This window comes from Moritella yayanosii (assembly GCF_900465055.1).
GTDB lineage: Bacteria > Pseudomonadota > Gammaproteobacteria > Enterobacterales > Moritellaceae > Moritella > Moritella yayanosii.
Window position 1 is genome coordinate 383,598 of sequence record NZ_LS483250.1, and the last position, 15,379, is coordinate 398,976.

General features: G+C 39.8%; 18 protein-coding genes. 17 read left to right on the forward strand and 1 reads right to left on the reverse strand.

The features are described 5' to 3' along the window. The first annotated feature begins 1 nt into the window (after position 1). The 13 genes from prpF to MORIYA_RS01800 all read left to right on the forward strand — a co-directional run bounded on the left by prpF (position 2) and on the right by MORIYA_RS01800 (position 11,027). Complete coding sequence (gene prpF, locus MORIYA_RS01735; protein ID WP_112712178.1) at positions 2 to 1,204, forward strand: 2-methylaconitate cis-trans isomerase PrpF; 1,203 nt, start codon at positions 2 to 4, stop codon at positions 1,202 to 1,204. 126 nt (positions 1,205 to 1,330) lie between these two features. Next, positions 1,331 to 1,753, forward strand: a complete 423-nt coding sequence (locus tag MORIYA_RS01740; RefSeq protein WP_112712180.1) for a lysozyme inhibitor LprI family protein — start codon at positions 1,331 to 1,333, stop codon at positions 1,751 to 1,753. A 496-nt stretch (positions 1,754 to 2,249) separates the two neighbouring features. Further along, positions 2,250 to 2,726, forward strand: coding sequence for a hypothetical protein (locus MORIYA_RS01745; RefSeq protein ID WP_112712182.1), 477 nt, complete (start codon positions 2,250 to 2,252; stop codon positions 2,724 to 2,726). A gap of 5 nt (positions 2,727 to 2,731) precedes the next feature. Then, positions 2,732 to 5,329: an LruC domain-containing protein gene (locus MORIYA_RS01750; protein ID WP_112712184.1), complete on the forward strand. Its 2,598-nt coding sequence runs from the start codon at positions 2,732 to 2,734 to the stop codon at positions 5,327 to 5,329. Positions 5,330 to 5,690: 361 nt separating this feature from the next. Continuing rightward, a complete protein-coding gene (locus MORIYA_RS01755; RefSeq protein ID WP_197713339.1) occupies positions 5,691 to 5,909 on the forward strand; it encodes a hypothetical protein in 219 nt (72 codons plus the stop codon). Positions 5,910 to 5,912: 3 nt separating this feature from the next. Beyond that, on the forward strand, positions 5,913 to 6,392 hold the full coding sequence (locus MORIYA_RS01760; RefSeq protein ID WP_112712186.1) for a GNAT family N-acetyltransferase: 480 nt from the start codon (positions 5,913 to 5,915) through the stop codon (positions 6,390 to 6,392). A 361-nt stretch (positions 6,393 to 6,753) separates the two neighbouring features. After that, complete coding sequence (locus MORIYA_RS01770) at positions 6,754 to 7,452, forward strand: class I SAM-dependent methyltransferase (protein ID WP_232011466.1); 699 nt, start codon at positions 6,754 to 6,756, stop codon at positions 7,450 to 7,452. Positions 7,453 to 7,747: 295 nt separating this feature from the next. Then, on the forward strand, positions 7,748 to 8,122 hold the full coding sequence (locus tag MORIYA_RS01775; RefSeq protein ID WP_112712188.1) for a cupin domain-containing protein: 375 nt from the start codon (positions 7,748 to 7,750) through the stop codon (positions 8,120 to 8,122). Between the two features lie 117 nt (positions 8,123 to 8,239). Further along, entirely contained in the window at positions 8,240 to 8,875 is a 636-nt protein-coding gene (locus MORIYA_RS01780; protein ID WP_112712190.1) for an FMN-binding negative transcriptional regulator, read from the forward strand. 40 nt (positions 8,876 to 8,915) lie between these two features. Further along, positions 8,916 to 9,416 (forward strand): GNAT family N-acetyltransferase, encoded by a 501-nt coding sequence (locus MORIYA_RS01785; RefSeq protein WP_112712192.1) that lies wholly within the window; start codon positions 8,916 to 8,918, stop codon positions 9,414 to 9,416. A gap of 49 nt (positions 9,417 to 9,465) precedes the next feature. Further along, on the forward strand, positions 9,466 to 10,098 hold the full coding sequence (locus MORIYA_RS01790; protein ID WP_112712194.1) for a LysE family translocator: 633 nt from the start codon (positions 9,466 to 9,468) through the stop codon (positions 10,096 to 10,098). 109 nt (positions 10,099 to 10,207) lie between these two features. Next, on the forward strand, positions 10,208 to 10,687 hold the full coding sequence (locus MORIYA_RS01795; RefSeq protein ID WP_112712196.1) for an HAD family hydrolase: 480 nt from the start codon (positions 10,208 to 10,210) through the stop codon (positions 10,685 to 10,687). Positions 10,688 to 10,778: 91 nt separating this feature from the next. Further along, entirely contained in the window at positions 10,779 to 11,027 is a 249-nt protein-coding gene (locus MORIYA_RS01800; RefSeq protein WP_112712198.1) for a DUF1272 domain-containing protein, read from the forward strand. A 42-nt stretch (positions 11,028 to 11,069) separates the two neighbouring features. On the opposite strand, the gene MORIYA_RS01805 is transcribed toward MORIYA_RS01800, so the two are convergent. Next, positions 11,070 to 11,561: a peptidylprolyl isomerase gene (locus MORIYA_RS01805; protein WP_112712200.1), complete on the reverse strand. Its 492-nt coding sequence runs from the start codon at positions 11,559 to 11,561 to the stop codon at positions 11,070 to 11,072. 206 nt (positions 11,562 to 11,767) lie between these two features. On the opposite strand from MORIYA_RS01805, the gene MORIYA_RS01810 reads away from it, so the two are divergent. From MORIYA_RS01810 to MORIYA_RS01825, 4 genes are all read left to right on the forward strand, one after another. Then, a complete protein-coding gene (locus MORIYA_RS01810) occupies positions 11,768 to 12,622 on the forward strand; it encodes a DMT family transporter (protein WP_197713340.1) in 855 nt (284 codons plus the stop codon). 119 nt (positions 12,623 to 12,741) lie between these two features. Next, complete coding sequence (locus tag MORIYA_RS01815) at positions 12,742 to 13,461, forward strand: carbohydrate-binding family 9-like protein (protein WP_112712204.1); 720 nt, start codon at positions 12,742 to 12,744, stop codon at positions 13,459 to 13,461. A 74-nt stretch (positions 13,462 to 13,535) separates the two neighbouring features. Continuing rightward, complete coding sequence (locus tag MORIYA_RS01820) at positions 13,536 to 14,942, forward strand: NAD(P)H-hydrate dehydratase (RefSeq protein WP_112712206.1); 1,407 nt, start codon at positions 13,536 to 13,538, stop codon at positions 14,940 to 14,942. Positions 14,943 to 15,034: 92 nt separating this feature from the next. Further along, the gene (locus MORIYA_RS01825) at positions 15,035 to 15,304 is read left to right on the forward strand and encodes a hypothetical protein (RefSeq protein ID WP_112712208.1); all 270 of its coding nucleotides are present in this window, start codon (positions 15,035 to 15,037) and stop codon (positions 15,302 to 15,304) included. Positions 15,305 to 15,379 lie beyond the last annotated feature (75 nt).

The window sequence follows — 15,379 nt, forward strand, 5'->3', positions numbered from 1 at the left end:
TATGGCGTATTCACCTCACTCTTTACCACAGCTTAGGATCCCTGCTACTTACATGCGTGGCGGCACCAGCAAGGGCGTTTTTTTTAGTCTTCAAGACTTGCCGGAAGCGGCGCAAATACCGGGAGCTGCGCGTGATGCGTTGTTGCTGCGGGTAAGTGGTAGTCCTGATCCCTACGGAAAGCAAACAGATGGTATGGGCGGAGCAACATCGAGTACCAGTAAAACGGTGATTGTGTCGGCAACGGATAAACCCGACCATGATGTTGATTACCTGTTTGGTCAGGTATCTATCGATAAACCGTTTGTAGATTGGAGTGGTAACTGTGGCAATTTATCTGCAGCAGTCGGCTCTTTTGCCATAACCAGTGGTTTGGTTGATGCTAGCCGAATTCCAGAAAATGGCATCGCAGTGGTACGTATTTGGCAGGCTAATATTGCTAAAACGATTATCGCTCATGTGCCAATTAGCAACGGCCTAGTGCAAGAAACGGGTGATTTTGAACTTGATGGTGTTACTTTTCCTGCGGCAGAAATACCCGTTGAATTTATGGATCCTGCCGATGGAAATGGTTCGATGTTTCCTACTGGTAATCTGATTGATGATTTACTGGTTCCTGAGTCTGTTGTGGCGGGTGGACAGTTAAAGGTAACGATGATTAATGCGGGTATCCCGACTATTTTTGTTAATGCTGACGATATTGGTTATACCGGCACCGAGCTACAAGATGCCATTAATGGTGATGTTGAAGCGCTCGCTATGTTTGAAACGATCCGAGCTTACGGCGCTGTACAGATGGGGTTGATATCAGACATCTCAGAAGCCGCGCTACGTCAGCATACCCCTAAGGTCGCATTTGTTGCTAAGTCGGCCGATTATGTGTCTTCCAGTAATAAGCACGTTGCAGCAGGTGACATTGATTTATTAGTGCGGGCATTGTCTATGGGTAAGCTTCATCATGCGATGATGGGTACTGCCGCTGTTGCCATCGGTGCTGCCGCTGCGGTACCAGGCACACTCGTTAATTTGGCTGCGGGTGGCGGTACGCGTGACTCGGTGAACTTCGGCCATCCGTCGGGGACATTACGGGTTGGTGCGCAAGCAAGCGAAGTTAATGGTGAGTGGACTGTCACCAAAGCAAGTATGAGCCGCAGTGCACGTATTTTAATGGAAGGCTGGGTACGTATTCCTGCGGATAATGGTTAATTAGTACAGTATTAGTAACGTTTAGCTAATAACATCAAATTAAGCAAACCAGTTGCTAGAATAATTGGATTAATAGTCAGATACCGTTATATTGTCAGCCTGTTCATTTTATAGGCTGATTTTATAATGGTAAAGGTAATTACATTCTTACTTATGAGTATTTGCAGTTTTGGGACGATGGCGGCATCGGTAGACTGCGATAAAGCGTTTAACACATTAGAAATAAATTACTGCGCTAAAGTTGAATTAGACAAAGCTGAAGCTGAAATGCAGCGATATCTTAGCAAAAGCATTGCGCAATATACAGCAGACACCAATGTTGTAGAGTCAATCAATATCGCACAATCGGCGTGGCAATCGTATAGTAAATCACAGTGTGATTCGGTATTTACTATGTTCAGAGATGGTTCGTTGCGCGTTGTGATGACGTTAAGCTGTCGAACGAAGCTTACTCAGCAGCGTACTCATGAACTTTGGTCACAGTACTTAACGTACATGGACAGCTCTGCACCGGTACTGCCCGAACCGACCGTTTCAGATTTAAGCTAGCTTTTATGCTGTTAAACAGGGCTATCAAATATCTCTTCGATAGCCCTGTATTTATTTCTGTTTCTAATCCTACTTCTAATCCAAATCCTAAATTTTGTTGAAATAATCGTATTAGCATTATGCATATTGGAATGTGTGTTTCGCTATATGCATTGCAAATTGCAAATCAGACATTTCAAATCACACTGCTTTATCGTTTATTGACAGTATGTCTAAGCGAATTCATTAGTATGTATTATTCACCAATCTCGTTTCTTCCTATTATTAAACAGTGGTTTAACATCTTCGTTGGCTCCGTTTTAACATCTAATTTATTTATATTTTTTAATTGGCGTTAACATTGCAACTGTGTAAGACACGTAAGTGAACATTGAGATTAAAGATTAAAGATTAAAGATTAAAGATTAATGGTTGGACTGAAAGGTTGGTTTTCGTGACGCTATAAATGTGGTACTTACCTTGCGTCCATTTAATTTGGGCAAAAGGATATAGAACAATGGGTAATCTAAGTCGATTGATAATACAGGGTTGTGCTGCCTCGTTGATGATAATTTCGATGGGGTGTTCAGAGCAAGGCGGTTCACCACCATCAGGCTCAGTGAGTGAACCTTCCCCAGATATAGAGCCAAATCCGACTGTTGTTCCAGCGCTTAAATTAGCGGAATCTTTTGACGAACTTATAATCGAAGATGGTTTTACGTTTGCTATGCAAAGAACGGTGAAAATTGACATTTATTTTAGTCAGAAGCAAGAATTCACGGAGATTTCAATTTTTACAGCGTTCGATCCGAATACAAATATGCCAATCAATTTGTTAGAAAAAGCTCAGATCTACAATGCGATAAAATTTTCGACTTCGTTACCTGTCCCCAGTTATACCGAATCTATGGTAGTCGTTATTAATGGCGATAGTTATGCCGAGCTTGATTTACCTATAGATGAAACTAACCATATTCATTATCTAGTTGAGTAATCGCTATGCTTAATATAAAAAAATATTCAGATGTGGTTTTATCAATACTATTGTTAATGACTAGCTTATCGTCTGTTGCTGTTAATGCTGAGCCTATATTGCTGAATCAGCTAGCAAATGATGATACTAAATCATTTGCTAATTTTGGCACTTCAGTGGCGGTCACCGAGTCTTTTATCGTTGTGGGCACGCCGGGAAAACAAAGTGACCAGGGGGAAGCGTGTATTTTTTTACGCAATCAATCCACTTGGACAATGATGAGTTGTCTAGACCCTATTTCAGATACGATAACAGCAATTAAACAGTTTGGTCGTGTTGTGGCAATTTCAGAGCAGAGTGTCATTATCAGTGCCAAGCTTCAAGGCGGACTAACGGGTGCTGTTTATATTTTTAAATACGAAAATGGTAACTGGATTCAGCAGAGCGAAATGACGAAACCGGGAACAACGAGTAATGATTTCTTCGGCCAGTCGTTAAGTATTTCAGGCGATCTTGCGGTCATTGCTTCGCCAGGAAGCGCGAATGATGATGGTGCTGTTTATGTTTACAAACGAACGGGCTCTCATTGGATATTAAATACCACTATCACTCCTGATTCAGAGTTCAAGAGTAAACAATTTGGCGCCGCGGTCAGTATCTCTGAAGGGTACTTGATTATTGGCGATGGTGAGTCTGGTAAGACGAAAGAAGGTTCTGCTTATATTTATAAATATGATGATTATGATGATACTTGGACTAAACAAGCAACACTAAAAGGAGGTTTAGTTACTCGTGCGGCCAATTATGCATTTTCAGTCGCTATATCTAAAGATTATGCGGTTATTGGGGCGAGGATGGAGAATGATCCACATGGAAATAATGATACTAAAAAGGGGGCTGTTTACGTATATAAACGGAAAGATAATGTATGGATGAACCAAGCCAAGTTGACCGCTAATGCTGGACTTTCTGGCGATCAATTTGGTAATTCGGTAGCGATTATTGGCGAAAATATAGTGATTGGCGCTGAAAATATGAATTCATCATCAGGAACAGTTGTTCTGTTCAAGCTTGTTGATGATGTTTGGCAGGAACAATTTTCATTTATAGCCGCAGACGGTGCGTCACAGGATAATTTTGGGCATGCTGTGGGTGTTTCTGAAAGCTATGTTACCGTTGGAGCACATAATAAAAAGATTAAAAAAAGTTTATCTGGTGATGTTTATGTTTACGCATTGAATGTACAAACACAGCAAACGCAAGCTGAAATAGATTTAGAAAATACCTTAGCAACCTTGAATAATCCCACTGCAGAAGCGACTGTAAATCCAGATGATCTTGATGGTGATGGGTTATCTAATAGCGATGAAATTTATATTTTAAATACATCACCGACAGATCCAGATACTGATAATGATGGGTTAACTGATTTCGAAGAGGTGACTATTTACGGGACCGATCCGCGATCAAGTGATACAGACGGAGATACGCTGAGTGATTTAGACGAAATTATATTTTACAATTCAGACCCTACTTTAATAGATACGGATGGGGATGGGTTTTCAGATGAATATGAAGTGAATGTCCTTAAGACAGATCCGGGTTTAATGGATACCGATGGTGATGGATTACTTGATGCAGTTGAAGTGAATGAGTTAGGAACAGACCCAACACTGGCGGATACCGATGGTGATGGTTTGACTGATAATGAGGAAATTAATCTTCATCTTACCGACCCATTAGATGCTGATAGTGATAACGATAACTTTAGTGATGGTCTTGAGGTTAATCTTTATGATACATCGCCGTTAGAAGCTGCAGATGTACCTGTACCGTTAGTCAATAGTACTGCTTACTCACCTGCGGAGAATCAGATGGGTACAATGGCTTTTGAAGATTATTGGCCTAGTAAAGGTGATTATGATTTTAATGATGTGGTGATTAATTATAATGCGGTAGAGACCAAAGTTGACGGGCAGATAAGTAAAATCATCCTTAAACTACAACCTGTTGCGAGGGGCGCGTCATATAAAAATTCACTGCAGATAAGTATTAATACCCCCATTACCAATATTGCATCCGCAACCATGGGCCCCCTTTCGAATGCGGTACCATTAACGCCGATTGCAGATGGTAACCAGACGATGTTTGTTATTATCGATGATATTGAAGATGCTTTACCGGCCCCCAAAGGTTTTAAATTTGCTAATACCGAATTGAATAGCCCTAAAGTCACAGGTGCAATGTTTATTGTTACCATCAATTTTAAAAGTCCAGTGGATGAAAATATATTTGGTTCAGCACCTTATAATACGTTTATTTCACGAAAACTGGGGAATGGTGAAGTTATTGAGGTTCATTTTCCCGGCTATCGACCAACAAAGTTTGCATCGAAAAGACAATTTGGAACTGGTCATGATGATACCGATAAAAGCACGGATAAATATTACCAGACCAAGGATAATTTACCTTGGGCGATGATCATTCCGCAACTATGGGAACACCCAAAAGAGAATGTGGATTTATCTCAGGATTATCCTGAAATCTTAGATTGGGCTTCCAGTCGTGGTAAGAGTAAAAAAGACTGGTATAAACATAAAAGTAATAAGGGGAAAGGTAAATAACGTCAGTGTTCCCAATTTATCGCGGCAAACTAAAATAAGGGTATCCAATTATATTGGATACCCTTATTTTTGCCTGACTTGAAACTTTTACAGGTTAAGCATAGCTTTAATACCGTCTTGCTTCTTATCAACATATCTATACCGAACATTCTTATGTGTATCCAAATACTATTCGAGTTAAATTTTATTTTCATCATTATCTATTTGTAATTAATAGTATATTTGGTACTGTTGATCTTAATTAAATTAAGATGGCATTCAGGTTATACGGAATTCGGTGTAGTCAATAACGCTACCCAAGTTGCTAGTTCTGCTTAAGTGGATGTTATATGTTTTCACTGAAATCACTGTTAATGGAGTAATGATGTTTTTAATTCAAGAGGTTGAAACAAATTCTCCTCACTTAATTATGTTATATCAATGGATTGAAAGTGAATGGGATGATGTTGAACCTTTAGCACCAATTAAAAATGGGAAAGCAATCCCAAATCCAATCATTGCATTAAAAGACGGTGAGTTGGTCGGAGGTTTGGTATTTACGCGTTTTTTATCTCCCATTACTAAAGAACAAGCGGTTTAGCTTATGAGGATAAGACAAGCCGTTAGTGCAGATTGGGACCATATCTACCAATTAATAGAAGATAACATGTTCTTAATGCAACAAGAGTTGGGACTCGATTGGAATAGAGAGTCGATCATTCAACATTACATGTCTAAGTCGGTATTAGTTGGTAAGTTGGGAGGTTATGTTATTGGGTTTATTGCTTATGACATGTCAGTACACAATCACGTTATCCATTCACTCCAAATATCTAGAGAATATCAAAATGGTCTGTGTGGTTTTCGCTTGCTGAAAGCAATGCTTACAACAGAACAGAACTTCTCTGGCAAAGACACACAAGTGTTATGCAGTGTCTTCGAAAATAATGCGGCGAAAGAGCAGTATTTCTCGATTGGTTTTAAAGAAGTAAGTCGAAGTAAAGGCGTACTAAGTTTAGCGATTAAGCGGGATCAATTATTTAAACGTTTAAGGCTTGGAAAACGAACATCACAGATAACATAGGTGTCGCGTACTAAAGGCATAACTGGCAGATGGTGTGAAAAATGACGGTTTGTCTCTCTGCATGGAAGTCGGCGCTTATTTAGAAGCACATAAATTAAATGAAGCAGTGACTAACTCGCTATGTATATGTCGTGAAAACGAATTGGACGAATTCCTTATTTTATCTCCTTATGGTATTTGCCAAGAATGTTTAGTTCATTGGGGGGGATGTTCAGGCTGCAATTAGCATATCAGACAACATGTTAATCTTTAAGTCACTTCGAGAGTTAATGCCTCACCATTGGTCTGTGATAAATGGTGAGAAATTATAGCCCAATTTCAATTGGGATGATTGTCAACGAATCTTGTAAAAGGAAGTATCATGCAAGAATTAATCGATCAATATACAGGTGTCGATGAAGATAGCCGTCTTACTCGACAGTACATTGCTCAAATGGAATTTGATACCACAATGGATGCCTTAAAAGCGTATCTTGTTCCCACAGTAAAAGTCATTGAACTCGGCGCTGCAACCGGACGTTATTCTCTCAACTTTGCGAAAATGGGTTGTGATACAACGGCGGTCGAGCTAGTACCTGATCAAGTTAGTATTCTCAAGAACAAAGTCAAAGAGCAAGGTTTAACACTTTCAATTCACGAAGGTAATGCTTGTTCAGTTCCGTTTATTGAAAGTAATTCACATGATCTTTGCGTTATTCTTGGGCCTCTCTACCATTTGCAGAGCCAAGAACAGCGTGACCAAGCAATCGCAGAGGCCTCCCGAATACTAAAACCCAATGGGGTGTTAGCGGTTGCCTATATCTCACGTTATTTTGTGGCTGGTATGTTTGCTCAGCAATTCCCTCAGCTGGTTACTCCAGAGGTTCTCTCCACACTATTAGAATCAGGTTTGGTTCCAAGTCCGTTTGCTGATAGTTTTTTTAACGTGGGCTACTTTGCTACCCCAGTTGAAGTGGAAGAGCTGGTAAGTGCACATGGTTTTACTAAATTACGCCATGTAGCGACTGATGGTTTTAATCGATATATCTCGTCAGGGGTTAATCACTTTACGCCAGAATAATATAAAACGTGGTTAAGCTACCATCTAAAAACATGTGATGAACCGTCTCTGTTAGGGTCAAGTAATCATGGTTTATTACTTGCTAGAAAAATCAGTTAATAGAGGACAATATGGATATTAAATATAGAGCCTTAACCAACCGCTTACGTCCTTCTTTAATTATTCTTCTCTTTGTAAGTGTCTTATTAGTTTTATGGTTCGATAAAATTTATCTGTAACAATGGTTTATTGAGGTTTTGTTCTGTATGTTTGAATGAGTTTTCAGACCCGAGTTACGAATCGCACAAGGATAGTCATGACTAAAAATACAATTCAGTATTGGAATACGTTAGCTGCAGCGAATAAAAGCCAGTGGAGTGTCATTGCGGATACAAACGGTGAGCTTGAACAATTAACGTTATCGATGGATGACGTCACGGGTGATTACACACGTTTAACTCGATTCAAAGCGGGTGCTGATACTTCAATGTTTGGTGGTAAGTCTCATGATTATCCGGAAGAAATATTCATAGTATCTGGTCGGCTTTTTGATGTGGCTTTTGGTATTTGGCTAGAAGCAGGGGATTATGCAAGTCGTCCTCCTGGAGAAGTTCATGGGCCGTTTATTTGCGAACAAGAATGTTTGGTTTTGGAAATATCGTTCCCAAGTCAAGCTGTTACCTCGGAGTGAATCTAGGTACTTGTTCTTTGCTCTGTATTTGATGGAATAGTTCGTGGTAAGGTGTTGAGAATGTAAGCAAGACCCTGACTCGTTATGTTTGTATAGAACTTATTTCAAGGAGAGATAATGCATATCCCAAGGAAGTTTAAACAAACAGATAGTGATACATTAAAAGACCTTATTGTTAAATATCCATTGGCGACGTTAATCAGTTATTCGGAAGCTGGTTTAGAAGCTAATCATATCCCATTTATATTCACCACCTCTCAGGGTGCGGATGTACTGCATGGGCATGTTGCAAAAGCCAATCCTGTATGGAAAATGTTAAACGATAACGCGGACGTGTTACTCATTTTTCATGGCCCCAATGGCTATATCTCTCCAAACCATTATCCAACGAAGCAAAAAACGGGCAGAGCAGTACCAACATGGAATTATGTTGCCGTACATGTGAAAGGCTCGATGACGTGTATTCATGATGATAGTTGGATTTTAAACCACATCACTCAACTCAGCGATCAACATGAAGCGGGTCAGTCAAATCCTTGGTCGGTCAACGATGCACCTCCTGAATATATTCAAAGAATGTTACCTGCCATTGTTGGTTTAGAACTTGAAATTGTATCAATAACGGGTCAATGGAAAGTCAGTCAAAATCAACCTCATGAAAATCAATTAGGGGTTGTTTCTGGGCTGGTGGAACAAGGCGGTTTTGAATCGCTGGAAATAGCTGATTTAGTAAGTCAGTATATAGAAGATTAATGATGTCAGTCTGAATTAAGTTGTAGCGGAGTCGTGTGATATGGGAGACATTAAAGTAAGACACTCAGAGCCAGAGGATGCCTTGGCTATTCGAGACATTTATGCCTGTAAAAATGCGTATAGCGGCACGCTACAGTTACCAAGCCCATCTGCTCATGGATGGGTAGAACGCATGGCTAACGTACCTGCTAACGTCTATTCATTTGTCGCCGAAATTAATGGCGAGATTGTCGGTAATCTAGGGTTTGAAGTCTGCAGTAATATGCGCAGGCGTCACGTTGGTTCATTCGGTATGGGCGTTAAAGATCACTACCAAGGCAACGGCGTTGGCAGTGCCTTACTCACGAATATTATCGAATTGGCTGATAACTGGCTTAATATTATGCGTATTGAACTAACCGTTTATATCGATAATCACTCTGCAATTGCGCTGTATGAAAAATTTGGTTTTGTCATTGAAGGTGAGTCGAAAGCGTTTGCGTTTAGAAATGGCCAATATGTGAATGTTTATCACATGGCGCGATTTAATATCATCACGTGAATTGACTCCGAACTTTAAAGTGTGTTTTATCTGAATTAAAAAGGAGTGAATGATAGTGAATGACATATTAGCATTTAGCTTAATTGCGTTACTTTTAGTGATATCACCTGGACCTAATGGTGTGTTAATTCTCAAAACAGCCTCATCGCAGGGGACGCGTGCTTCTGTGTTGAATATTTTTGGATTAACCACTGCCACTTTTTTTCATGGTGCGCTTTCCATTTTTGGTTTTTCTGCATTATTGATGCAATCTGCAGAGTTGTTTTTCATCATTAAAATACTCGGTGCAGGGTACTTGTTTTATATTGGTGTAAAAGCAATTATTAGCTCTTATAAAACAACCAGTAGTGATACTGACACGAATAAAAAAATTAACGCGAAAAAGAACGGAATTGGCTATTTTAATGAAGGGTTCATCACGCAAATCCTAAATCCTAAAGTGTCGATGTTCTATTTAGCGGCTTTTCCTCAATTCATATCGCCTGACAACTTCTCGTATTTCAATGCATTTTCGTTAGTATCAATTCATGCCAGCATCATATTTATGTGGTTTGTCGGCGTAACCTTGGCAATAGATAAAATCAAATCATCGGCTAAAAACACCAAAATGGGTAATTGGGTTCAAAGATTATCAGGTACTGCGATGATATATTTCAGCACGCTTGTGCTTACCCAAAAATAGCCGCTAGATATCTAAAAAATAATGTTTTTATTACTGCCTGAACAGCCGCAAATGTGGCTAATCTTAGTTTAACGGCCGTATCGTTAATTGTCGTGTCAAGGAGTGCCTAATGGCTAAGATTTATCTGTTTGATTGGGGTGGAACCTTAATGGTTAATCCACCAGACATGAAAGGTAAAATGTGTGATTGGAAACATGTTGAAGTGATAAACGGGGCGCATGATACCTTGGCTTTATTGGTACAACAGGGTTGTAAACTTTATGTGGCGACTGGCGCTGCAGACTCAAGTGAAGACGATATTAAAGCTGCATTTGAACGAGTTGGACTTGCAGGGTACATATTGGAATTCTTTTGCCAATCAAACTTAGGCATTGGCAAGGGAACTGCAGCTTATTATCAAGCGGTGGTCGAAGCGCTTGGTGTTGACGCAAGCGAAGTTACCATGGTCGGTGATATATTATATCGCGATATAGAGCCTGCTGTTGAGGCCGGATTGAATGCGATTTGGTATACCCCCGATGCCTCACTGGCAGAGGTGAGTGGAGATTATCAACAAATCCAGCATCTCAGTGAATTGTGTGATTTATGAGTTAAGGAAGAATGATGATCAACAAAGGAAATTGTTTGTATAATAAAGTGCAAGAGTTTGATTAATATTTAATTTAGATAGGGATGTTGATATGTTAGCTCTGAGACCGAATTGCGAATGCTGTGATAAAGATTTACCTGCGTCTGCACAAGATGCGTTTATTTGTACATTTGAGTGTACGTTTTGTTTACTGTGTGCTGAAAACACATTGAATTATGTATGTCCGAATTGCAGTGGGAACTTAGTGCAACGACCGATACGTCCGGCAGAGGCGTTAAAAACTAATCCAGCATCGACAACGCGCGTATTAAAACAAAAGGGCTGTAGTCGCTCTAAGTAATAACGAAAGGATGTCATAGCTAAGTTATGGCATCCGCATACATTATTTGATGACTACTTTTTTAATTATAATGGTTTCACTTGGTACATCTTCATGGCCTTTTACTGTGGCGGTTCTAGAACATGCAATCATGTTAACTACATCTATGCCCGCGGTAACAGTACCAAAGGCCGTGTAGCCCCAGCCAGCGTTTGTCGTCGCTGTATGATCAAGAAACTCATTGTCATCTAAGTTAATAAAGAATTGCGCTGTTGCAGAGTGTGGCGAATCTGTACGTGCCATCGCGATTGAGCCAATCACATTTTTAAGGCCTCGGTTAGCTTCATTAGCAATGGCTGGGCGAGTATTCTTTTCTTGCATATTTTCAGTAAAACCACCACCTTGGATCATGAAGTCTTTAATCACACGATGAAAAATAGTACCTTCATAAAAACCGTCTTTGCAATAGCGTAGAAAGTTCTTTGACGTGACAGGCGCTTTCTCCATATTCAGTTCAATTTCGATGTCACCTAAGTTCGTGGTAAAAATAATCATTGTGTTGCACCATCTTTGTATTAGTGTTGGTATTAATTTAATTGCTGCAGTATACGCAAACATAACGCTAAACTGTAGTAGTGAATATTTAAAACTACTTTCATTTAGATGATTATTTTTATAGAATTACGGCTCTAATCATCTGAAGTTAATCACTCTCTATGCCTATTCAATTTATAAATAATATCCCTGTCAGTGTAAGGTTTATGCTGATGTCAGCATTGGCTTTTGCGATCATGACGAGCTTGGTTAAATTAGTCAGTACTTATGGTATTCCAGTGTTTGAAATTGTCGCTGCAAGAGCGATGGTGTCATTAATTATTAGCTACGTTGACGTGCGTCGTAAACGTATATCCGTTTGGGGAAATAATAGAAAATTACTGATGGCGCGCGGTGCTGTTGGTTCATTAGCTCTCATCTGTGTGTATTTTGCGGTGACGACTCTGCCTTTAGCCGAAGCCACTATTTTACAATATTTACATCCGGTATTTACGGCAATACTGGCCTTAATTTTTCTTAAAGAACGTATTCAACGCTCGACGATTATCTGCATTCTGTTTTGCATCATTGGACTATTATTTATTGTTAGCCCAAGCTTGACATTTTCTGGGTCGACAGAGTTACCTTTATTTAGTGTTGTAGTTGCACTGTTGGGCGCGTTGGGGAGTGCGATTGCTTATGTGATTGTTAAGCGTCTTAGTGGTACCGAAGATAGTTCTGTGATTATATTTTATTTTCCACTTGTGGCATTACCGCTATCATTAATCTTACTCGGCGATGATTTTGTTGTGCCTAATGTAGAAGCGTTTGTATTGTTGATCTTTATTGGTATTTTCACTCAAATAGGGCAGGTGGGATTAACCAAAGCGATGCAAACGGAAGTGGCGAGTAAAGCGACTGCTTATTCTTATGTGCAAGTGGTGTTCTCAATTATATTCGGTTGGTTATTGTTTAACGAAGTGCCATCACTGTGGACCTGGATAGGCGGTAGTTTAATTATTTTTGGTGCGTTAATTAATGTATTTGGTAGCCTTAATTTTAGGCCATTAAGATCCAAGTAAGTAGTTTGGTATATTTACAGAGCATATTGATATTACAGCTGTAATCGTAATAATTCGAAAGGTTATGAAGAAGTATGATTTGGAAGAAATTGAATCAACATTAATGGAATGAGCAACGTATGAAAAAAATACTAAAATTAGTACCGTTTATCTTTACTTGTTTAACGGTAACGCAGGTCAATGCAACAGAGCATGTTTATAACATCAAACATACAGATACGGCACCTGTCATTGATGGGAATGGCAGTGATGTAGTCTGGGAATCGGCACATGCTTTAACCAATTTCACTTTCCCTTGGCGAGCTGATCCTACACCAAAAACGGAATTCAAAGCCTTGTGGGATGCTGAAGCTGTTTATTTCCGATATCAGGTTGCCGATTCTGCATTAGCTATTGGCTCTGATCCTGTGCGCGGAGCATTAGATTCTGATCGTGTTGAAGTATTCTTAGCTAAAGATGCGCAATTATCGACTTATTATACGATGGAGATTGATCCAGCAGCACAGATATACAGTGCCGAAGCTACTTATGATATGGCACTTAAAAAACGGACCTCATTAGATGATAGTTTTTCATGGGGAAGTTTAGAATATGCAGCAAGCTATGATCAGCAAGGTTATACTGTAGAAGTGAAACTGCCGCGTGCCAAAATCGCTGAGTTAGGCCTATGGCAAGACAAAGATCAATCTCAATTATTGTGTGCCTTGATGCGTGCAGAGTTTACACCACTTGAAGCTGGTAACATTGATATGGGTTGGATGACTTGGGTCGATCCGAAAACGGCAAAACCTAACTTCCATAACCCAGATACTTTCGGTCAATGTGTATTAACTAGATAATCGGGATACCGTCATATTATGACGACACATCAACTGGTCGCTTAAAATAGATGGAGCTATTAAGGAGTAACAGAATGCAAAAGGTATTTGATGACGTGCATGCTTTAGATAAGCGATGTGTTGATAAGTTTGGGTTAAGTGAAGAGTTGCTGATGGAGCATGCCGCTGCGTCGATGATGCAATATATACGTGGTAAGTTTTCCAATAATGAAAAGATACTAATCGTCTGTGGCGCAGGTAATAATGGCGCCGATGGCATCGCGCTTGCCAGACTTTTATATTCACAATACGATGTCAGCATACTTGTGCCGTATCACGTGAAATCGGCGATGGCCAAACTGCAATATAAAAGAGCTAACCTTCTAGGCGTCAATATTATCGATACCTTATCTGTGTTATCACTTGAACACGGGCCCGATGTCATTGTTGATTGCCTTTTTGGCTCTGGATTAAACAGAGATCTGGATGACGAGTCACAACGTCTGCTCACTCGACTAAATTCTCGGTGTGGACATAAAATTGCTTGTGATATTCCGTCGGGAATAAACAAGCAGGGCCAAGTAACGACCGTCGGTTTTTGTGCTGACATAACCATCACTATGGGCGCGTTAAAAACGCAACTTTACAGTGATGTCGCGAAAGATTATACGGGAAATATTATCGTCAGTGACTTAGGCGTGCATCGCAGTATTTATGAAACGGCAACCAATACCTTTCTTTTAGACTCCGCTGATATAAAACTACCATTACGAATAAAACAAAACTCGCACAAAGGGTCATTTGGTCATTTAAGCGTTATTGTCGGTAATAAAACAGGAGCGGGTATCATTGCCGCGGAGGCCGCCTTTGCCTTTGGTGCTGGTTTGGTCACTGTGATTACGGAGCAAGAGGTCAATGTACCGTATCATATTATGCAAACGTCTATCCTGCCAGAAAACTGTACTGCGGTCGCCATCGGTATGGGGCTTGGTCATGATAGAAAAGCGCAAGTTAAACAGATCTTAAACAGGGATATAGCAAAAGTTGTTGATGCAGATTTGTTTCATAACGATGTTATTCTTACTGTCCTAAATAGTGAGAATGTGGTGTTAACGCCACACCCTAAAGAGTTTTGTTCTCTGTTGAAACGCACCAAACTAGCAGAAATAACCGTAGTAGAACTGCAAAATAATAGATTCAAGTATGTAAGACTCTTTGCCGTAAATTATCCCCAAACTGTGCTGTTGTTAAAAGGCGCGAACTCACTTATCACCTATAATAATATTATCTACATCAATCCCTTGGGAAGCAATGCTTTAAGTAAAGGTGGAACTGGAGATGTGTTAACGGGATTGATTGCAGCACTGTTAGCACAAGGGTACAGTGCTGTTAATGCGACGATTACAGCAAGTTTAGCGCACTGTATGTCAGCAACAAACTATCCAAAAAACAATTACTCTTTAACACCGATGGATGTTATCGAGGGGGTCAAAGTACTGTAAAGACCATTACTATTTTAAATAATCGCTATCTTAACTAATCATTAATTTAAGTAATGGATAGCATCGAAATTTATCAGCGTTTGGAGCAGGTCATGTCAGTAAGAAAGAAAAATCGTAAAGCCGTAAAGCATACACATAAACATCAAGGTTCAAAAAAATCGGCTAAACAGATTGGTTTTGTCAGTACCCATCCGCGAGCTGCAATGTTCACTGGTTCATCACTTATTGTCATCGGTGTGTTTTTACTCATCACCGGTATGGGAAATGACGCTAAGTTTGGATTGGCGATGTTATCAATGGCCATTGGCACTATCATCCTTTTTTTCGAAAATTCAGCGTTACCTAAGAAGACGGTAAAGTAACCACATCATATTATATCTACTAACGCTTCCTAAAATATTGAGTTTCGTTAAGTATTGACGTAACTCAACACCCCC